The organism is Rickettsia senegalensis (assembly GCF_056135685.1).
Map to the genome: position 1 here is coordinate 753,354 of NZ_JBVYTQ010000001.1, position 21,076 is coordinate 774,429.

Below are 21,076 nucleotides of genomic sequence, written 5' to 3' on the forward strand. Positions count from 1 at the left end.
TTACGCATAATTTACCTAAATTAATTTATAGCGTGCGTACTATAGATTAATCTAAATAAATTATCAATATCTTAATTAATAGTAAAATAATTTACGATCTCTTAACTTTAAGCTGTATTTGATGATTCTCTAATTCTACTTTACTTACATAATCAGGCGTGAAATTTTTAGCAAACTCGCCTAAAGTTTGTTCTTTAATAAAGTCTCCATAATTATCAATTATCTTAGATAAATCAAACTCGCTTATTATTGCAATTAAAATCCTGTCGGTTATAGAGAAATCGGCATCTTTTCGAGCCCGTTGTATAAAGCGTACAATGTCTCTTGCGTATCCTTCTTCTATTAATTCAGGAGTTAGCTCTAAATCAAGTATGAACAAGCTACTATCATCCTCAAAACTTGCTGCTCCTTTAATGTGTGAATACGGCTCTAAAACTAGCTTATATTCGTCGCTATTCAAGGTCTCACCGCATATAGCTAAACCGCCTCCGATAGCTTCCCACTCGCCTTTTTTAGAGGCGGATATTATCTCTTTCATTTTAGCGGGAAGACGTTTACCAAGCATTGGGAAATTAATCGATAGTTTTTTGCTTGCGTAATTCTCTAAATCATCACGATAAATTACTGATTTGACATTAATTTCATCTTTAATTAAATCTTCAAAGCTTTTTAGTTTATCATTATGTTTACTGATAATAGTTATACTAGCAAGCGGCTGCCTTACTCTGATATTTTCAGTGCTTCGGATAAACAAGCTATTACTGCAAATATCAAGTACGTTATCCATGGTAGCAACTAGCTCGTGATTTATCTCAAAGCTTGAGAGAGTAGGGTAGTTGCATAGATGGACAGAGATAGAACCGTCATTGCGAGGCGGTGTTGCCGGCGTGGATACTAAACCGTCATTGCGAGGCGCTGAAAGTGCCGCGGCAATCTCATGAGAATTTCCTGAGATTGCTTCGTCAAGACTTAAGTCTTTCCTCGCAATGACGTCCGGTCGTTTATGACATAACCCCAAATATATCGCCTCCGAAATCATAGGCACTAGTGCCGACATCGCAATTGCCATAGTCTCTAAACATGAATACAGAGTATTATAAGCATTTTGTTTATCTGCATCTTTTTCGCTTTTCCAAAACCTTGCCCTACTTCGTCTGATATACCAATTATTCAATACTTCAAAAAATTCTGAAACTGCGTGATAAGCCGTTTGCGTATCGAAATTATCTAAACTTTCTTCAATTTTATTTACTGCTATTTTGAGCTTAGACAATATATAAATATCAAGCACGTTTTGAGAAGTAAAATTAAGCTCACCTTTAAGCGAATCGGCATTAGCATACATCGTAAAGAAATGGTAGGCATTCCAAATAGGTTTGATGAATAAACGCAGAGTATCAAATACCATCTTACCGTCTTTATCGATTAACAGCTCCTGACCTTTAACAACGTTTGAAGAAAGCATCGTAACTCTTAAAGCGTCAGAGCCGTATTTATCAAATAGCCCCAGCGGATCGGCGTAGTTATTAAGACGCTTTGAGAGCTTTTGACCAGTAGCGTCTAAAATCACGCCGTGACATATACAGTTTAAAAACGGTGTGCGATCAAATAAAGCGGTAGATAATAACATTAAAGTATAAAACCAACCACGTGTTTGAGCTGAGTATTCAACTATAAAATCAGCCGGAAAATGATCCTCAAACCATTCTTTATTTTCAAAAGGGTAGTGGGCTTGCCCGTATGGCATTGAGCCGCTTTCAAACCAGCAATCAAACACATCTTTGATTCTACGCATTGTTGATTTACCGGTTGGATCGTTAGGGTTGGCCCGAGTCAGTTCATCAATAAACGGACGATGTAAATCAGTAACCTTAACGCCGAAATCTTTCTCTAATTCCCCTATAGAACCGTAAACATCTATACGTGGATATTTTGGATCGTCAGATTTCCATACAGGTAGCGGCGTTCCCCAAAATCTATTACGGCTTATTGACCAATCACGGGCATTTTCAAGCCACTTACCAAACAAATTATCTTTAACATGGAAAGGTATCCAGTTAATTTGCTGATTAAGCTCTACCATTCTATCTTTAAACTGTGTAACCTTTACGTACCATGATGGAACGGCCTTATATATAAGAGGCGTATCTGTTCGCCAGCAATGAGGGTAATTATGAATATACTGCTCGGTTTTTAGCCAATTTCCTTGTTCTTTTAATTTGATTATTATTTTGTCATTAGCATCAAATACTTGCAAGCCCTCTAAATCAGGAATTTCTTTGGTGAACTTACCGCTATTATCAACAGGGCAAACAAGCTCAATACCTTTCGATGCACAAAGTATTTGGTCATCTTCACCAAAGCCGGGAGCCATGTGTACGACTCCCGTACCGTCACCCTCAACCACAAAGTCGCCGGCAAATATCTTGAAGCTGTTTGGATGATTCTCGAAATAGCTAAATAACGGCTTATAGCTCAATCCTTGAAGCTCTGAGCCTTTAATAGTAGTAAATTTCTCATCCCCTTTTAGTTCTAGCTCTTTTGTATATTTAGAGACGGAAGAGGCGGCTATAATGTAATAAATATCTCCTTTCGGTACTAACGCATAATCGATATCACTACCGACGGCTAAGGCTAGATTTGAGGGAAGTGTCCAAGGCGTCGTGGTCCAAGCGAGGATTCTATATTCTATGTCACGTCTGTCCCCTTCAATGTCATCCCCGCGTAGGCGGGGATCCATTTTTCCCTGGATTCCCGCTTTCGCGGGAATGACATCGGTTAGTACAAAACTAACAGTTACAGCTTTATCTGCTCGCTCACGATAAGAATTATCAAGCCTTGTTTCAAAATTAGAAAGCGGTGTTTCGCATGCCCAAGAATACGGCATTACCCGCATAGATTCATACAATAACCCCTTATTATATAGCTCTTTAAACGCCCAAAGAACGGATTCCATAAAGTTCTTATCCATCGTTTTATAAGAATTTTTAAAATCCACCCATCGTGCTTGACGAGTTACATATTCTTCCCAGTCACTCGCATATTTCATTACCGAAGCTCTGCAATGGCTATTGAACTTCTCTATACCGAAATTAGTTATTGCAAGACGCCCTGAAATACCAAGTTCTTTCTCTGATTGCATTTCAGCAGGAAGACCGTGACAGTCCCAGCCGAAGCGACGCTCAACTTTCTTACCTTTTACGGTTTGATACCTAGCATATACGTCCTTAATAAAGCCGGTAAGCAAGTGACCGTAATGCGGCAAACCGTTTGCAAAAGGCGGACCGTCATAAAAAATAAATTCTGACTCTCCATTCCTATCATCAATAGATTTTTGGAATATATTATTGTCTTGCCAAAATTTTAGTATCTCTCGCTCTATAGCAGCAAAATCAGCATTTGAACTAACCTCAGGGTAATATTTAGTATTTGTCATTATTTTAGAAATTATTATAATAGTTTGGTTTATTATAATAGATAATGACACAGAGATAAATATATAATTTGTACTAAACTGTTTAATTTTAAGAGACAAATGAAAACCAAGGAACTTTCTAATACTAAAAACTGTGTTAACTCCTATTTGAAAAACCTACTCGATGTCATTCCTGCGAAAGCAGGAATCCATAAAATAAAACTAAAAAACAAAAAATGTATTGGGTATATATTATGTTCTAATAAGCATGGTACTTTATAGTGTATACAGAAGAGTTTACTTATATTAAAGAAGCAATCACAAGAGAGAAAAATTTGAAAAAGTGGAAACGTAACTGGAAAATAGAACTGATAGCAAAAGCTAACGGAAAGATTTAGTTGAGTAGCCCTATGGATTCCTGCTTTTTCAGGAATGACATAAACCTATCTATGCAACAACATCACAATTTCCTCGCAATGACGATACTATACGAATAATATTAAAACTTAGAATTTTCTTTATTTGCTTCTTGATATTTCTGCTTTAAAAATTCATCAACAAATGATTCTGATTTAGAACCATGTTGTTTAAACAATTCTTGAGCTTCTTTTACAGCCTTATGAAAAGTGATTAAATGTAATTCATTACTAGCTTTATTTATAAGTTTCATAGTATTTCTAATTTGATGAAAAATTAATATTACCCATTAAATATACCTACGTAAACATTCTAACTATGGGTATATTTGAAGGGTCGAGTAATTTTTTCATCTGTGAGAAAGTTTTTACTATATTTTCTACGGCAGCCTCAATAAATTTATCGGTTTCAATATAATTCTCCGATTCGTCTTGTATGTAAAAAAGAATAGAGGATACATAAACCGATAGCAATAAACCTCTTTTAGTATAATAGTTAAAATCAAGAGATTTATCTCCGGCATAACGCCAAATAGCATCACAGCTACGGAAAGCAACCTCAGTTCCTTGCATCGGGTTTAATGCAAAATAAGCAGCATTTTTGCTATGAATAATAGGGAGTACAGCTTTGATCCTAATCTTTACCGCTAAAGATATTTTTTCTCTTATTTTTGCCGGCTCTTCTATTGTCTTTAAGCTTTCTAGCATAATATTATCTAAGTAGCTTTCAAAGAATTCTATTATTTCAGATAAACCTTCCGGAAAAACTATTAAAGCATAACCTTTTGCAAAGCCGCATTTTTCTTCTGCTTCTTCAAGTAGTTTATTATTCCATTCATTAAACGGTAATAATTCTAATAAAGATTGCACGAAACTTATTTTTTTGATATGGTGTTCTTCTTTAATGCTCATATTTTTTAACCTTGACATATAACTTAATTATAGGGTATAGTTCAATAAACCACAATATCTTTTAAGGAGAGTAATTTTAGTGATACTAGTAAATGTTCACGCCGGTAATTGTGACAATACGCTTAAGAATTTTAAGAAAAAGCTACAAAGAGAGCTTTATTTTCGTAAGATGAAAGAACAGCGTTATTATGAAACACCTTCAGCGAAGCGTGTTCGTAAAGCACAAGAAGCAGCGAGAAGACGGAGAAAGTTTGCTCGTAAAAAAATGTTTGATGAATAAAATTTCAAACAATTTTAATACTAAATAAAAAGCTAGAAATATTAACATTTCTAGCTTTTTTTGTTATTTAGATTGCTTCGTCAAATTACTTTGTAATTTTCCTTGCAACAAAGCCACGGGTGCTGCCCGCATGGCTCGATGTCATTCCCGTGAGGCATTGTTGCGTGGACCGGTAAAACTCACTGTCTCACCCCGTGACTTGCTAACTAGGTACATAAAAACAATAAAAAACACTAATAATTTTAGTATTTTAACTGGATACCGTAGTCAAGCCACGGTATGACAGCAAAAGTAATGGATTCCTGCTTCCGCAGGAATGACATAAAACGAGCCATGCAACAACGCCTATGGCTGCGTAGCTCATGACGATTAGGTATCCACGCAGCGATGCCTCCGCAGGAATGACATTAAAGTACAAATATTCCCAATTAGCTTTTTTTATGTTATAAAGAATTGTTATAGCCATATAAACCGATCTATGCTTAGTTATCTTAAAAAAAATTTACGTTCTTATTTTTCTAGTAGAGTGCTAATTTTTACTTTAGCAACGGCAGCTATTATTTTTGCGTGTGCTACTTTTTATGTGATATCTTTAGAATCGAAGAATTTTAGTACGATTATTGGGTTCTTATTAATTGATTTAGCAATTTTTTTAATTTTAGGCGTTTTACTAACTCAAAAATTTTTTACTAAAAATAATAATAACGATAGTTCTAAATTACAAAATCGTATTGTAATTGCCTTTAGTTTAGTTGCAGCTATTCCAACTATAATTGTCTCAGTATTTTCTGTTTATTTTTTTAATCTTAGTGTTCAAGCTTGGTTTGATAAGAAGATTTCTACAGTTCTTGATCAATCCGTAATAGTTGCGGAATCTTATATTGCCGAGCATAAATTACAGCTAAAAGAAACGGCTCTAGCCGTTGCTGAAGATTTAAGCGATATGTATTATGATTTAATTCATAATCCCGCTTTATTTACTAAAACACTTAATACCGAAGCAGAGATGCGTTCGCTTGATGAAGCTATAGTTTTAAACAAATCTACTAATACTATAGTAGCTAATAGTTATTTAAGTTTTTCATTATCATTTGCAACTATTCCTGCACATTTAATTAAAAAAGCGGATTTAGGGGAGCCGGTGGAAGTAAAATCCGATCCAACCAAAATAAGGATGCTGATTAAATTAAAAGAATATAATGATGTGTATTTATTAGCCGGTAGATTAGTAGATAATAAAATTATCGATCATATAGATGCAACTAACGGAGCAGCTGCCGAGTATAATAGCCTTAAAAACGAAATAGATAATATACAGATTAAGTTCTCTATAATGTTTATCTTTATTGCCTTGTTACTTCTTTTTGTAGCTATAAGTTTTGGAGTTATATTTACCGCTAAAATAGTAAAGCCTATTAAAAAGTTAGTTACTGCAACTGACAAAGTTAAAGACGGTGATTTAACGGTACAAGTGCCTGAAAATGAAGTGGATAAAGACGAAATAGGTACGCTTTATGCGGCATTTAATAGAATGATCAAGCAGCTTTCTCGTCAGCAACGCGATTTAGTTATAGCACAGAGGGCTATGGCTTGGTCGGATGTTGCAAAAAAAGTAGCCCATGAAATCAAGAATCCGTTAACTCCTATTTTACTTGCTTCTGAAAGATTACTTAAGAAATTTAGTCCTGAAATTAAGGAAAAGGCAGAATTTGAAAATTATTTAAAAATGATTATTCGCCATACTAACGATATTAAAAATATAGTGTCCGAATTTGTTCTTTTTGCACGTCTTCCTGCTCCTAAATTTACGAAAAGTGAATTAGTTTATTTAGTTAAGCATATTGTTGAAGCGCATAAATTACTTAATGATAACATTTTGTATAAATTTGAGTCTAACGTAGATCAATTTGATTTTATGTGTGATGCTACCCAAATAAATCAAGTTATGATCAATTTATTGAAAAACGCAGAAGAGTCAATAGAAGGGCGAGAATCCGGAAAAATAGAAGTTACTATAGATGCTAAAGACGATTTTATTAGCGTTATTGTAATAGATAACGGTAAAGGATTTCCGCCTGAGTTAATAGGCAAAGCTACCGAAAGCTATGTTACGACCAGCAGTAAAGGTATGGGAGTAGGGCTTGCTATAGTTAAAAGAATAGTCGAAGAACATTGTGGCATTCTAGATATAGCGAACAGAGAAGAAGAGGGAGCAATAATCGATATAAAATTCGATTTAAAAGAATTGGATTTGAAAGTCGGACGTTTCGGAGGTTAGAATTATAGTATAGGACAATTCTTGAAAAACCCTGTATGCCATCCCTAGCCCAGCATTATTGCATGGATCAATTCTACCGCTGTCATCCTGTTACTTGATCACTTAATAATAGGCAAAAAGTTATGAATATAGAAATTACAGAGCTTTTAGCAAAAGAACTTATTGCAGAACAATTCCCTAATTGGGCTAATTTATCAATTAAATCGGTTGAATTTAGTGGTCACGATAATAGAACCTTTCATTTAGGCGATGAAATGTTGATTAGATTACCAAGTGCAGAAAAATATGTAGAGACGGTTTCAAAAAAACGGTCATGCCTCCATATTGCAGTTATGCCTATTAAAAAGCTATACGTTCAATAAGAGTACCAATAACCTTATCATGAATATCCAATGACTTGGAAAAGCAGATTGTCTTACGTGCAAGCCTCTTGCATCTCGTTCTAAGGTTCAAGTTACTTCGTTCTATCCGTTGAGTGTATTTTTTACTGATAATATGCTTTTTAGGGTCTAATAACCTAGCATAACTCCCCCATCCATCTGTATAGTAAAAAGTCACCTTGAAATTCTCTAGTTTTTTCAGTAATGATTCTAATGTGCTATCACATCTTGTACCAAACGTATAAGCAACTACTTTTAACGAAATCTTATCCAAGGCATACCAAAGCCATCGTTGTCTGGATTTATTCTGTACATAAGACCATTGTTCATCTATCTCAGGAGCAATAATTACTTCTGTTGTACTGATAGAATGATTTATTGTTTTTTAATACTAGATTTTTTTAAAACACGGATAACTGTATTGATACCCACTTTTAATACTCTTACTGTATCTCTAACTCCAGAGCCGTTGATTGACATTTCTACTATTTGCTCCTTAACTCCAGGCTTAGATGCATTATTAATATACTCCAATTGAAAATATCGATTACACCGCTTGCATTGATATCTCTGTTGTTTTGAAATTGAATATCCTGACTTTATTACTTCTTCTGTGTTGTTACAATATCTACACTTAACATCTATTTTTGCCATAACTCCTTAACTATAATTCTCTCTTATTACTGTTTGAGGATTATAGACTATTTACTCTAAACTGCAATACGGAGGCACGACCTGATTTAGTAATAATTTGGACTTTTCTTCAAAATGAAGCAAGAAAAGTTTTTAAAGAGAAGCTACCCTTAGATGATGATACTTGGGATAGAGCAAGAGGCTGGGCTTTGTGGAAAGCTTTAATTGCTCCATTAGATGGTCTTTATGCTGTTAAGAATTTACAAATTATTCATGATATTTTATATGAGCATGAAAAGTTATGATTTAGATAGGTATTTATTAAATACTATATCAATGAGTAAAGATATATGCACAGTATATAATAAAGAATATTAGCATTAGTTATGATTAGATTTTAACTAAAGTTTTGTAATGATTATAAGCTGTAAAAGCAGGATCTAAATTAGATATATAGAACAAAAATAAAAAAAATAAAATAATTTCAAAATTGTAGTTGACAGGGCTGATTATATTGCATATAACTACACCTATTCCAAAGCGATAAATGAAAAAAAGTCGCAGCTGTTTTTAAAAGTAAATAATTAGATATAGATAGTGACAGTAAACATGTACATATCACAAAAGTGGTAATTAAACCTGTCAATTTTTTAAAGTAAAACTGACAGAATCAAACTTGAGAGTTTGATCCTGGCTCAGAACGAACGCTATCGGTATGCTTAACACATGCAAGTCGGACGGACCAATTGGGGCTTGCCCCAATTAGTTAGTGGCAGACGGGTGAGTAACACGTGGGAATCTGCCCATCAGTACGGAATAACTTTTAGAAATAAAAGCTAATACCGTATATTCTCTACGGAGGAAAGATTTATCGCTGATGGATGAGCCCGCGCCAGATTAGGTAGTTGGTGAGGTAACGGCTCACCAAGCCGACGATCTGTAGCTGGTCTGAGAGGATGATCAGCCACACTGGGACTGAGACACGGCCCAGACTCCTACGGGAGGCAGCAGTGGGGAATATTGGACAATGGGCGAAAGCCTGATCCAGCAATACCGAGTGAGTGATGAAGGCCTTAGGGTTGTAAAGCTCTTTTAGCAAGGAAGATAATGACGTTACTTGCAGAAAAAGCCCCGGCTAACTCCGTGCCAGCAGCCGCGGTAAGACGGAGGGGGCTAGCGTTGTTCGGAATTACTGGGCGTAAAGAGTGCGTAGGCGGTTTAGTAAGTTGGAAGTGAAAGCCCGGGGCTTAACCTCGGAATTGCTTTCAAAACTACTAATCTAGAGTGTAGTAGGGGATGATGGAATTCCTAGTGTAGAGGTGAAATTCTTAGATATTAGGAGGAACACCGGTGGCGAAGGCGGTCATCTGGGCTACAACTGACGCTGATGCACGAAAGCGTGGGGAGCAAACAGGATTAGATACCCTGGTAGTCCACGCCGTAAACGATGAGTGCTAGATATCGGAAGATTCTCTTTCGGTTTCGCAGCTAACGCATTAAGCACTCCGCCTGGGGAGTACGGTCGCAAGATTAAAACTCAAAGGAATTGACGGGGGCTCGCACAAGCGGTGGAGCATGCGGTTTAATTCGATGTTACGCGAAAAACCTTACCAACCCTTGACATGGTGGTCGCGGATCGCAGAGATGCTTTCCTTCAGCTCGGCTGGACCACACACAGGTGTTGCATGGCTGTCGTCAGCTCGTGTCGTGAGATGTTGGGTTAAGTCCCGCAACGAGCGCAACCCTCATTCTTATTTGCCAGCGGGTAATGCCGGGAACTATAAGAAAACTGCCGGTGATAAGCCGGAGGAAGGTGGGGACGACGTCAAGTCATCATGGCCCTTACGGGTTGGGCTACACGCGTGCTACAATGGTGTTTACAGAGGGAAGCAAGACGGCGACGTGGAGCAAATCCCTAAAAGACATCTCAGTTCGGATTGTTCTCTGCAACTCGAGAGCATGAAGTTGGAATCGCTAGTAATCGCGGATCAGCATGCCGCGGTGAATACGTTCTCGGGCCTTGTACACACTGCCCGTCACGCCATGGGAGTTGGTTTTACCTGAAGGTGGTGAGCTAACGCAAGAGGCAGCCAACCACGGTAAAATTAGCGACTGGGGTGAAGTCGTAACAAGGTAGCCGTAGGGGAACCTGCGGCTGGATTACCTCCTTAAAGACTAAATTAGTACATTGCTTATATTTATATAAGTAATTACTCAGTCCAAATATTTACTGTCACTATCTTTAACTAATTGTTTGCTTTTAACTACTAAGCAGTTTCTTCTACAGATCTTAAAATCTTTCTATAACATCTTCCCAAGTCATACGATAAAACTACTTTTAGCAGCTTTGTTATAGCTATTAGTTAGCAATAAGATAATATACAATATATAATTGACATATCAACTTTAACTTTATTTAAAGTACTAAATAATTAATTTAAAGGTATAAAATGAAACTGTATAAACTTGTTACTATATTAATGAGTACCATAATCTTGAGCGGTTGTGCTACAATTTTTTCCGGTACGACTCAAGATATTCATGGTAAGGTTATAGATAATAAGAATAACGCTACTTTAGAAAATGTAATATGTACTGTTTCCGATGGTACGGGAGGAAGTTATGCCTTACAAAATAATCCAGGGATAGTAAAGGTACGTAGAACTTCAGGGGCAGTGTTAGTTGATTGTAAAAAAGAAGGATATAAACAACTTAATATTGCTGTTGGAGATAATTTTAATAGCGTAACTCTTATTAACGTGTTGTTTTGGCCAGGGTTTATTGTAGATGCCTTAAGTGGATCATATAAAAAATATCCTTCTCATTATTTAGTAGCAATGGAGAATATTGCTCCTTGTGCGAAATAAGAAATTATTTATATTTTAAATAATTGCGAGGAAAAATTGAAAATTTTGATGAAGCAATCTAATTAAATTCTGAATTACCATGCCCTCTACGTTTGCGGTGTTGTCGCATGGCTCAAAAATGCGTTTTATGTCATTCCTGCGAAAGCGGAAATGATATAAATAAATCATGCAACAATGCTTACGTTCATTCGCTAATAGCGATATCTGTTGATAGTTAGCAATACCTGTCAACAGAATCTAGTAATTCTTGACATATTTTTATATTAATAATATCTTTCTATTAAAATTTGGGAGATATTTAGATTAACTTATGAAAATAGCTAAATCACAGGCAAAGATACTTTTTTTCAGCATTAGATGAATGGAATAATACCGGTTTACTTGATGATAATACGACTATATTACTTAAAATCGATATGGAAATATTAAATTTTGATTGGAAGAAATTAGCTAGATATTCTTTTTAGATTTCTTTAATATGTATAGTTATTGCTATTAATGCTATTTTGTCTGATCGTTATCTACGAGAATTATTAGAATATATTTTTAATGCCCCGTATCTGCTGAAATTTATTACCTTATCAACTTTATCGGGAATAATATATTTTGTTGGTTTTAAAAGACAGCAACAAAAACCAGAGAAAATTTTTAGCAATGGGGTAATATTATTTTTAGGGGTCTTAACCACTGCTTGTGCTATTTATCAACTAGGAAAAGCATTTGATTCAGGGAGTGGACATTTTTCCATTTTATTGCTTTTATCTTTTATTGTTTATGCCATATTAGGATATTTCTCTAAATCAAATTTAATTTGGTGCTTTGCTTTAATTTCACTAGGTAGTTGGATGGGAGCAGAAACCGGGTATATGTCAGGATGGGGAGCATATTACTTAGGTATGAATTATCCATTACGTTTTATATTATTTGGAGGAATCTTAACATTTTCTGCTCTTGCACTAGAGGAAAATAAAAAATTCAATCATTTTACTCAAGTAACTCTTGTAATTGGTTTATTATATTCATTTATTGCAATGTGGTTATTATCAATATTTGGAAATTATGACCCTGAAGATTATAGCACCTGGCGGTTGGTAAAGCCGATAGAATTATTTCATTGGTCTTTATTATTTGCCTTAATGTCCGGAGCAGCTATTTATCACGGTTTAAAACAAGATAATTCGATAACTAAAGGATTTGGAGTTACTTTTTATTTATTAATTTATATACAAGATTTTTTGAATATTTTTGGAATACAACTCATAAAGCAGTATTTTTACAATTCTAAGAATAAGCTTTTGGCGGCTTGGAAACAAAGCGGAGAAAATTTGGAATCTTACTGCAAAAAAATAATTAATATATACAAGTTCTGCTATTGTAAGGAACGTATATATTCAGATGGAACTTAAAAAAACTAGCAGCAATATCTTTGTAAGCTCTTGGATGCTGAACATTTAATAACTGTTGTCATTCTTCATCTTGTGAACTCTTTGCTTTTTTAGCTGCAAATTATAAGAAAGTAGTTTTTAAGCAATAATATATAAATTAATTATTTTTAATTCACAAAATTTCTTAATAAAACATAATAAATATCCTACAATAATATTAAAAAACATTAAGGGCAAAATATATGAATTATTTAGGATATGGTGGTATTTCTCTTGGAACAATACTTGCAATAGTAATATCGTTTAATGTGAATAAATCAATATTATGGGCTATCATTCATGGATTTTTTGGATGATTTTATATAGTATATTATTTGTTATTTAGAAAATAAACTTCTTGCATAACCCCCTTTTAAAGATGATTTGTACGTTAATCCAGTATTGCCGCGTAGACCTGCTTTTCGTCACTGCGAGAAGAACTACGTAGTAATTCGACGAAGCAATCCAGTAAAAATGCTGATTTACAGAATTTTTTTAATCTTTTTCTGGATTGCCACGTCGCTTCGCTCCTCGCAATGACGACTGGGAGTCCACGCAAGCAAGCCTTTCTCGCAAGGCGTTGTTGCGTGGAGATTAAAAAAAGTCAATATAGCGCTTAGAGTATAAAAATAATTAAATTTTATATAATTCTAAAAGCTATATTGAGCTTTCCCAAGGGCAATCATTTCATTTAATATATTTATCTTAGTAATTACTTCGTTTTTTCTTCCTTTCTCTGTTTTTTGTTGTAAGTTAAAGCCAAACGTTCGCTTCAACCTAAACATAAACGATTCAACCCTTGACCTTTGATGATGTAGAAGTCAAGATTTAATCTTACAGACATTATAAAAATTATATCTGAATGTCTGATAAGTTATGACTGTCAGATGAGTATTCAAGATATAAGATTTCATTATTCTTTTCAACAGCTAACTTTTTACTATCCATAAAAGTCTGCATAGGTGTTTTTCCATAGCAATATTTACCGGAATGCGGTCTTTCATTATTATAATATTCTAGCCAAATATCAAGATCTAGTTGTAGATCATCAAGATCAGTATAGATCTTTTTACGCATAGCAGTATCAAAGAATTCTTGTTTCATAGTTTTATTAAAACGTTCACACATACCATTTGTTTGAGGAGAATATGCTTTAGTAGTAGTATGCTCAATACCCTCAATGCTTAAGAACAATTCAAAAGCATGATGTTCTATATTACCTTTATACTCACCACCTCTATCAGTTAAAATACGAAGTACTGGTATTTGCTGACTCTCATACCATGGTAACACTCTATCATTAAGCATGTCAGCAGCGGTAAGTGCTGTTTTATCAGTATATAGTTTAGCCTCTGCAACCCGAGTGTAACTATCAATAAACACTTGAGAATATACCTTGCCTATGCCTTTAAAATTACCTACATAATATGTGTCTTGGCATCCTAGATAACCTGGATGCTGTGTATCAATCTCACCATGAGCTTCTTTCTCGCTACGCCGTTTCTCTAATACTTGTAACTGAGCTTCGGTAAGAACAATACCATCCTGAGCCATTTTGGCTTCTAATGCTTTAAGTCTTTTATTGATATTATTTAAATCATTACGTAGCCAAATAGGTCTAACTCCTCCAGGTGATACAAGAATACCAGTCTTTTTAAGCTCATTTGATACTCGCAGCTGACCATAAGCGGGGTATTCTATTGCCATATCTAATACTGCTCTCTCTACGGCAGGATCAACTCTATTCGCTATAATTGGCTTCTTCCGACTAATCTCATATAATGCTTCTTCTCCTCCTGTTTCATATAACTCTTTAAACCTATAATAACTGTCTCTACTGTAACCCATAGCTTTATATGCTGACGATATACTACCAAGACTCCTAGCTAATTCTAGTAATCCTATTTTTGGCTTTATTATTTTTTGATTTAGATTCATCTCTAATCCTCCATTTAATATTATCTTAATTTTACTAAATGTAAGATTAAATCTCAACTATTACATACAAATCACACACAGCTCAATATAGCTTTTAGAATTATATAAAATTTAATTATTTTTATACTTTAAGCACTATATTGACTTTTTTTTAATCTCTACGCAACAACGCCTTGCGAGCAGGCATTGTTGCATGGACCTGTTTATCCGTCATTGCGAGGAAAAATTGAAAATTTTGACGAAGCAATCCAGTAAAAATTCTTAATTTACAGAATTCTTTTAATTATTTCCTGGATTGCCGCGCCGCTTCGCTCCTCGCAATGACGGTCAGGTGTCCACACGAGCAATGCCTTGCGAGAATGACATAAAGAGTCACGCACTAGTTAATCGTTTTATTATCTCTTCCCGATCAATCAAAGGTAAAACTCCTGCAATTTCCGGCCCTGATTCTCTGCCGGTTAAAGCAAGGCGAAGAGGCAGAAATAACTCCTTACCTTTCTTGCCTGTTATATTTGTTATTTCTTTAGTCCAAATACTCCAGCTATCTTTGATAATTTCCCCTTGCGGTAATAATTCTGCTGCTTGTTTTAAATATTCTTTATCTAAATTTAGAATTTTTACATTCGGAGTTTTATGACAAATCTCCCACCAATCTTTTACATCACGTAATTTTTGTAAATTGGGTCTTACCGATAACCAAAAATTTTTATCAATATACTCGGCATCGATTTCTTTAAGGCGGTCTTTTACTTCGTCAAAATCTAAACTTATTAATAATTTATGATTTAATCTTTCCAAATCTTCCGGTTGATAGATAGTCGGGCTTTTAGAAAAACTACTTATCTCAAATTGATTTGCTAGCTTCTCCATTGATTTATAAGGCAAGATTTGTGCCGATGAACCAAGTAAACTAAAAAAGCTAGCTATTGCCATAGCTTCGATTCCGATTTCTTTTCTAAGAGTTGCAATCTCAAATCCCCCGACTCTTTTAGAAATTTTCTCATCCTTGTTAATAATTAGGCTTAAATGTCCAAAAGTCGGAGGAGTAGTATTTAAAGCCTCAAACATTTGAATTTGAATAGCGGTATTGCTAACGTGATCTTCGCCCCTAATAATATGAGTAATCTCATAATCAATATCGTCAATAACCGAGCATAACATATAGGTCATACTACCGTCTGCTCTTATCACTATTGGATCGCTTAAAGCCTTACCGTCATATTTAACTTCGCCTTTGATCATATCATGCCAGCTAATAGGTTCATGATTTACCAAAAATCTATAATGCGGTTTTCTTCCTTGCTCTATATATTTGTGTGTTTGTTCTTCTGTTAGATTTAAGCTAGCTCGATCATAAATCGGCGGTAATCCCTTAGATAATTGAAATTTACGCTTTAATTCTAACTCTTCCGGAGTCTCATAGCAGGCATATAATCTTTTTTTGTCTAATAATAGATTTTTGATTTCATCATATCTACTTAAACGACTTAATTGATTAAATGTCTGATCCCAATTAAGATTTAAAAATTTTAAATCTTCTTCTATAGCGTCTTTATATTCCTGTTTACTACGCTCTAAATCTGTATCGTCAAATCTTAAAATAAACTGCCCGTTATGCTTCTTTGCATATAGCCAGTTAAGCAATGCTGCCCTGATATTTCCAACATGTAACATACCGGTCGGCGACGGAGCAAATCGTGTTATAATTTTTGTCATTTTTACTTATTTTTTCCATTATTTGTATCCTTTTATGTCATTCCCGCGGAAGCGGGAATCCAGCCACTAAAAAGTCTTAATCACTAAATTTTTAAAATTTAAAGCTCGATTTATCTCGCTTTATGCTGGATTCCTGCTTTCGCAGGAATGACATTAATTAAGTCACGGGGTGATACTAAACTATTTAAGCCCGTTTCTTTTCTAACTTCGCTTTATTATCTTCAATTAATTTCATCGCATCATCTAAGCTTAAATTTAGAAAATCATATTTTTTAGGTATTGAAATAAATTTACCCATATATTTTATGTAAGGACCGAATTTACCGTATCCTATCATAATTTCCTCGCCACTATCTTTATGAATACCTATTTTTAGCGGTAAGCTTAGAAGCTTTAATGCCATTTCAAGCGTGATGTCGTTTTGATTTAAGCTAGCAGGCACGGGGCTACGTTTTGGCTTTACTTTGCCTTCTTGTTCGCCGAGCTGAACATAAGGTCCGTAAGGTCCTTTTTTCAGATATATTTCTATTCCGTCTTTATCAGTGCCTAAAATTTTATTCTCATTAGGAGTAGCGGCAAAATCGCCTTCATTTTCGTTATTATCGTTATCGCTAACAATAGATTTTCTAAAAGTGCATTCAGGGTAATTACTACATGCTAAAAACGCTCCGAACTTACCGAGCTTTAAGCTAAGCTCGCCTGTTTTACATGAAGGACAAGCTTTAGATTCTTTATTTTCACCGAACAAGTGATAATCAAGAGCTTTCTGTACATAGCTAATAATCTCGGTGATTTTTTGCTCATTTACCGATTCAATATTATGGTTAAAACCGCTCCAAAAATTATTTAAAGCAGCTTTCCACTCAAGCTTACCTGCAGCTATTTCATCTAACTCATTTTCAAGACCTGCGGTAAAATCATATTCTACATATTTCTTGAAAAAACCGACTAAGAATACCGTTACCAAACGTCCTAATTCTTCAGGCATAAATCGCTTTTTCTCAAGAGAGACATATTTTCGATCTTGTAAAACCGATAAAATACTAGCATAGGTCGAAGGGCGACCGATCCCAAGCTCTTCAAGTTTTTTCACTAAGCTTGCTTCCGAATATCTTGGAGGAGGTTCTGTAAAATGCTGGTTCGGAATAATTTCTTTAGTTTTAAGCGGTTCTTGTTCTTTTAAAGACGGCAGCATTTTATTTTCTTCTTCAGCCTCATCGTCCACACTTTCACGATAAACCGTATAAAACCCGTCAAATGTTATAGTTGATCCGTTTGCTTTTGCCAAATATTCTTTATTTTCCGAAGCTAAACTTGCAACTACCAAATCCATTATCACATTTTCCATTTGGCAGGCTATAGTCCTTTTCCAAATTAGTTCATAAAGCTTATAATAATCCTTTTCCAGCTTTTCTTTTAAGCTATCAGGAGTATAAGTAATATTTGTCGGTCTTATAGCTTCATGAGCTTCTTGAGCATTTTTTACTGTGGATTTATAAATTCTAGGGCTATTCGGTAAATACTTGTCACCGTAATTTTTATCGATTAACTTACGTATATCAGCTATTGCATCATTTGATAATGTAACGCCGTCAGTTCTCATATAGGTAATAAGCCCTATAGTTTCCTTACCTATGTCAACGCCCTCATAAAGTTTTTGTGCTATTTGCATAGTCTTTTTAGCACTAAAACCTAATTTTCTTGCTGCTTCTTGTTGTAGTGATGAAGTAATAAAAGGAGGTTGCGGTGCACGTTTTTGTTGTTTCTTTTCTATCTTATCAACATGAAAATTTTGAGATTTTAATTTTTCGGTTAAATCTTTGGCGTCTTTTTCGTTAATAATTGAGAATTTTTCTAACTTCTGATCGTTTACGTGAGTCAATTTAGCAGTAAATAATTCATTATTACTATTTTGCATTTTAAGGCTAATATCCCAATATTCTTCCGACTTAAAACGCTCTATTTCATCTTCTCGCTCACATATTAATCGCAGAGCCACGGATTGTACACGCCCCGCCGATTTACATCCAGGTAATTTACGCCATAAAAGAGGTGAAAGGGTAAAGCCGACTAAATAGTCTAAAGCTCTTCTTGCTTGCTGGGCATTTACTAAGTTAGCGTCAAGTTTTCTAGGATTCTCAACGGCATGAATAATTGCTTTTTTAGTGATTTCATTAAAGGCTACCCTTTTGAAAAAATCATCGGATTTAACCTTATTTTTTTCTTTTATTACCTCTGCAACATGCCACGAGATAGCTTCACCCTCACGATCCGGATCGGTTGCAAGATATACTGCATCAGCTTTTTTTGCATCTTTAACTATGGCATCTACATATTTACCTGCTTTATCGGAAATATCATATTTCATCGCAAAATTTTCATCAGGTAACACTGAGCCTTTTTTAGAAGGTAAATCTCTAATATGACCGAATGATGCAATGACCTTAAACTCATCACCTAAATATTTATTTATCGTTTTTGCCTTTGCAGGCGATTCTACTATTACTAATTTCATCGATGGTTATTTTTCATTGTAAAATAATTATTCTATTATTATTTGCCCTACTCTTTACTATGTCATTCCCGTGAAGCATTGTTGCGTAGATCTGCTTTTCGTCACTGCGAGAAGAACTACGTAGTAATTCGACGAAGCAATCCAGTAAAAATGCTGATTTACAGAATTTTTTTAATCTTTTTCTGGATTGCCACGTCGCTTCGCTCCTCGCAATGACGACTGGGAGTCCACGCAAGCAAGCCTTTCTCGCAAGGCGTTGTTGCGTGGAGATTAAAAAAAGTCAATATAGCGCTTAGAGTATAAAAATAATTAAATTTTATATAATTCTAAAAGCTATATTGAGCTTTCCCAAGGGCAATCATTTCATTTAATATATTTATCTTAGTAATTACTTCGTTTTTTCTTCCTTTCTCTGTTTTTTGTTGTAAGTTAAAGCCAAACGTTCGCTTCTGTAGAAGTCAAGATTTAATCTTACAGACATTATAAAAATTATATCTGAATGTCTGATAAGTTATGACTGTCAGATGAGTATTCAAGATATAAGATTTCGTTATTCTTTTCAACAGCTAACTTTTTACTATCCATAAAAGTCTGCATAGGTGTTTTTCCATAGCAATATTTACCGGAATGCGGTCTTTCATTATTATAATATTCTAGCCAAATATCAAGATCTAGTTGTAGATCATCAAGATCAGTATAGATCTTTTTACGCATAGCAGTATCAAAGAATTCTTGTTTCATAGTTTTATTAAAACGTTCACACATACCATTTGTTTGAGGAGAATATGCTTTAGTAGTAGTATGCTCAATACCCTCAATGCTTAAGAACAATTCAAAAGCATGATGTTCTATATTACCTTTATACTCACCACCTCTATCAGTTAAAATACGAAGTACTGGTATTTGCTGACTCTCATACCATGGTAACACTCTATCATTAAGCATGTCAGCAGCGGTAAGTGCTGTTTTATCAGTATATAGTTTAGCCTCTGCAACCCGAGTGTAACTATCAATAAACACTTGAGAATATACCTTGCCTATGCCTTTAAAATTACCTACATAATATGTGTCTTGGCATCCTAGATAACCTGGATGCTGTGTATCAATCTCACCATGAGCTTCTTTCTCGCTACGCCGTTTCTCTAATACTTGTAACTGAGCTTCGGTAAGAACAATACCATCCTGAGCCATTTTGGCTTCTAATGCTTTAAGTCTTTTATTGATATTATTTAAATCATTACGTAGCCAAATAGATCTAACTCCTCCAGGTGATACAAGAATACCAGTCTTTTTAAGCTCATTTGATACTCGCAGCTGACCATAAGCGGGGTATTCTATTGCCATATCTAATACTGCTCTCTCTACGGCAGGATCAACTCTATTCGCTATAATTGGCTTCTTCCGACTAATCTCATATAATGCTTCTTCTCCTCCTGTTTCATATAACTCTTTAAACCTATAATAACTGTCTCTACTGTAACCCATAGCTTTATATGCTGACGATATACTACCAAGACTCCTAGCTAATTCTAGTAATCCTATTTTTGGCTTTATTATTTTTTGATTTAGATTCATCTCTAATCCTCCATTTAATATTATCTTAATTTTACTAAATGTAAGATTAAATCTCAACTATTACAATATAGAACATCATGCTTTTGAATTGTTCTTAAGCATTGAGGGTATTGAGCATACTACTACTAAAGCATATTCTCCTCAAACAAATGGTATGTGTGAACGTTTTAATAAAACTATGAAACAAGAATTCTTTGATACTGCTATGCGTAAAAAGATCTATACTGATCTTGATGATCTACAACTAGATCTTGATATTTGGCTAGAATATTATAATAATGAAAGACCGCATTCCGGTAAATATTGCTATGGAAAAACACCTATGCAGACTTTTATGGATAGTAAAAAGTTAGCTGTTGAAAAGAATAACGAAATCTTATATCTTGAATACTCATCTGACAGTCATAACTTATCAGACATTCAGATATAATTTTTATAATGTCTGTAAGATTAAATCTTGACTTCTACAATTAATAGCGGCTATCATCAAAGGTTAAGGGTTGAATCGTTTATGTTTAGGTTGAAGCGAACGTTTGGCTTTAACTTACAACAAAAAACAGAGAAAGGAAGAAAAAACGAAGTAATTACTAAGATAAATATATTAAATGAAATGATTGCCCTTGGGAAAGCTCAATATAGCTTTTAGAATTATATAAAATTTAATTATTTTTATACTCTAAGCGCTATATTGACTTTTTTAATCTCCACGCAACAATGCTTACGCGGG

The 21,076-nt window shown here is 34.7% G+C and carries 14 protein-coding genes, 1 rRNA gene and 3 pseudogenes; 9 read left to right on the forward strand and 9 right to left on the reverse strand.

Going from position 1 to position 21,076, the window contains the following annotated elements:
* Positions 1-91: 91 nt before the first annotated feature.
* From ileS to AC0ODJ_RS04050, 3 genes are all read right to left on the reverse strand, one after another.
* Positions 92-3,436, reverse strand: a complete 3,345-nt coding sequence (ileS, locus tag AC0ODJ_RS04040; protein WP_218460487.1) for an isoleucine--tRNA ligase — start codon at positions 3,434-3,436, stop codon at positions 92-94.
* Between the two features lie 478 nt (positions 3,437-3,914).
* Complete coding sequence (locus AC0ODJ_RS04045; RefSeq protein WP_218460488.1) at positions 3,915-4,085, reverse strand: hypothetical protein; 171 nt, start codon at positions 4,083-4,085, stop codon at positions 3,915-3,917.
* Between the two features lie 46 nt (positions 4,086-4,131).
* Complete coding sequence (locus AC0ODJ_RS04050) at positions 4,132-4,743, reverse strand: COQ9 family protein (protein ID WP_218460489.1); 612 nt, start codon at positions 4,741-4,743, stop codon at positions 4,132-4,134.
* A 79-nt stretch (positions 4,744-4,822) separates the two neighbouring features.
* Between AC0ODJ_RS04050 and rpsU the strand changes: the two genes are divergently transcribed.
* From rpsU to AC0ODJ_RS04070, 4 genes and pseudogenes are all read left to right on the forward strand, one after another.
* Positions 4,823-5,023 (forward strand): 30S ribosomal protein S21, encoded by a 201-nt coding sequence (gene rpsU / locus AC0ODJ_RS04055; RefSeq protein ID WP_218460490.1) that lies wholly within the window; start codon positions 4,823-4,825, stop codon positions 5,021-5,023.
* A 151-nt stretch (positions 5,024-5,174) separates the two neighbouring features.
* Positions 5,175-5,287, forward strand: a pseudogene (locus AC0ODJ_RS04060) (proline/betaine transporter); the annotation flags it as partial.
* A 214-nt stretch (positions 5,288-5,501) separates the two neighbouring features.
* Positions 5,502-7,301 carry a sensor histidine kinase NtrY-like gene (locus tag AC0ODJ_RS04065; protein WP_218460491.1) on the forward strand — a complete coding sequence of 600 codons (1,800 nt, stop codon included), beginning with the start codon at positions 5,502-5,504 and terminating at the stop codon, positions 7,299-7,301.
* Between the two features lie 122 nt (positions 7,302-7,423).
* A pseudogene (locus AC0ODJ_RS04070) lies at positions 7,424-7,567 on the forward strand (acetyltransferase); the annotation flags it as partial.
* Between the two features lie 73 nt (positions 7,568-7,640).
* Here AC0ODJ_RS04070 and AC0ODJ_RS04075 read toward each other — a convergent pair.
* Positions 7,641-8,335 (reverse strand): IS1 family transposase gene (locus tag AC0ODJ_RS04075; RefSeq protein ID WP_240466735.1). Its coding sequence is split into 2 segments (ribosomal slippage): positions 7,641-8,062 and positions 8,062-8,335, totalling 696 coding nucleotides; the frame shifts between segments, so codons are not numbered across the junction.
* Between the two features lie 651 nt (positions 8,336-8,986).
* On the opposite strand from AC0ODJ_RS04075, the gene AC0ODJ_RS04080 reads away from it, so the two are divergent.
* The 3 genes from AC0ODJ_RS04080 (at position 8,987) to AC0ODJ_RS04090 (ending at position 12,587) form a co-directional block, all read left to right on the forward strand.
* Positions 8,987-10,485 (forward strand): 16S ribosomal RNA (locus AC0ODJ_RS04080).
* A gap of 324 nt (positions 10,486-10,809) precedes the next feature.
* On the forward strand, positions 10,810-11,181 hold the full coding sequence (locus tag AC0ODJ_RS04085; RefSeq protein WP_474465071.1) for a hypothetical protein: 372 nt from the start codon (positions 10,810-10,812) through the stop codon (positions 11,179-11,181).
* Between the two features lie 506 nt (positions 11,182-11,687).
* The gene (locus tag AC0ODJ_RS04090) at positions 11,688-12,587 is read left to right on the forward strand and encodes a hypothetical protein (protein ID WP_474465073.1); all 900 of its coding nucleotides are present in this window, start codon (positions 11,688-11,690) and stop codon (positions 12,585-12,587) included.
* A 668-nt stretch (positions 12,588-13,255) separates the two neighbouring features.
* Here AC0ODJ_RS04090 and AC0ODJ_RS04095 read toward each other — a convergent pair.
* The 5 genes from AC0ODJ_RS04095 to AC0ODJ_RS04115 form a co-directional block, all read right to left on the reverse strand.
* Positions 13,256-13,390: a hypothetical protein gene (locus AC0ODJ_RS04095; RefSeq protein ID WP_474465039.1), complete on the reverse strand. Its 135-nt coding sequence runs from the start codon at positions 13,388-13,390 to the stop codon at positions 13,256-13,258.
* A gap of 67 nt (positions 13,391-13,457) precedes the next feature.
* Positions 13,458-14,543 carry an IS481 family transposase gene (locus AC0ODJ_RS04100; protein ID WP_474465598.1) on the reverse strand — a complete coding sequence of 362 codons (1,086 nt, stop codon included), beginning with the start codon at positions 14,541-14,543 and terminating at the stop codon, positions 13,458-13,460.
* A gap of 372 nt (positions 14,544-14,915) precedes the next feature.
* Positions 14,916-16,259, reverse strand: a complete 1,344-nt coding sequence (gene gltX, locus AC0ODJ_RS04105) for a glutamate--tRNA ligase (protein ID WP_474465074.1) — start codon at positions 16,257-16,259, stop codon at positions 14,916-14,918.
* A gap of 184 nt (positions 16,260-16,443) precedes the next feature.
* Positions 16,444-18,774: a type I DNA topoisomerase gene (topA, locus tag AC0ODJ_RS04110; RefSeq protein WP_218460524.1), complete on the reverse strand. Its 2,331-nt coding sequence runs from the start codon at positions 18,772-18,774 to the stop codon at positions 16,444-16,446.
* Positions 18,775-19,263: 489 nt separating this feature from the next.
* The gene (locus AC0ODJ_RS04115; protein WP_121834048.1) at positions 19,264-20,349 is read right to left on the reverse strand and encodes an IS481 family transposase; all 1,086 of its coding nucleotides are present in this window, start codon (positions 20,347-20,349) and stop codon (positions 19,264-19,266) included.
* A 64-nt stretch (positions 20,350-20,413) separates the two neighbouring features.
* Between AC0ODJ_RS04115 and AC0ODJ_RS04120 the strand changes: the two are divergent.
* Both AC0ODJ_RS04120 and AC0ODJ_RS04125 read left to right on the forward strand, forming a co-directional pair.
* A pseudogene (locus AC0ODJ_RS04120) lies at positions 20,414-20,779 on the forward strand (integrase core domain-containing protein); the annotation flags it as partial.
* Positions 20,780-20,806: 27 nt separating this feature from the next.
* Positions 20,807-20,995 carry a hypothetical protein gene (locus AC0ODJ_RS04125; protein ID WP_474465075.1) on the forward strand — a complete coding sequence of 63 codons (189 nt, stop codon included), beginning with the start codon at positions 20,807-20,809 and terminating at the stop codon, positions 20,993-20,995.
* The last annotated feature ends 81 nt before the right edge of the window (positions 20,996-21,076 follow it).

Excerpts from the sequence above, each read along its gene's own strand:
- AC0ODJ_RS04045 (WP_218460488.1), bottom strand. The coding sequence starts at position 4,085 with ATGAAACTTATAAATAAAGCTAGTAATGAATTACATTTAATCACTTTT.
- ileS (WP_218460487.1), bottom strand. The coding sequence starts at position 3,436 with ATGACAAATACTAAATATTACCCTGAGGTTAGTTCAAATGCTGATTTT.
- gltX (WP_474465074.1), bottom strand. The coding sequence starts at position 16,259 with ATGACAAAAATTATAACACGATTTGCTCCGTCGCCGACCGGTATGTTA.
- topA (WP_218460524.1), bottom strand. The coding sequence starts at position 18,774 with ATGAAATTAGTAATAGTAGAATCGCCTGCAAAGGCAAAAACGATAAAT.
- AC0ODJ_RS04100 (WP_474465598.1), bottom strand. The coding sequence starts at position 14,543 with ATGAATCTAAATCAAAAAATAATAAAGCCAAAAATAGGATTACTAGAA.
- AC0ODJ_RS04115 (WP_121834048.1), bottom strand. The coding sequence starts at position 20,349 with ATGAATCTAAATCAAAAAATAATAAAGCCAAAAATAGGATTACTAGAA.
- AC0ODJ_RS04095 (WP_474465039.1), bottom strand. The coding sequence starts at position 13,390 with ATGTTTAGGTTGAAGCGAACGTTTGGCTTTAACTTACAACAAAAAACA.
- AC0ODJ_RS04050 (WP_218460489.1), bottom strand. The coding sequence starts at position 4,743 with ATGAGCATTAAAGAAGAACACCATATCAAAAAAATAAGTTTCGTGCAA.
- AC0ODJ_RS04065 (WP_218460491.1), top strand. The coding sequence starts at position 5,502 with ATGCTTAGTTATCTTAAAAAAAATTTACGTTCTTATTTTTCTAGTAGA.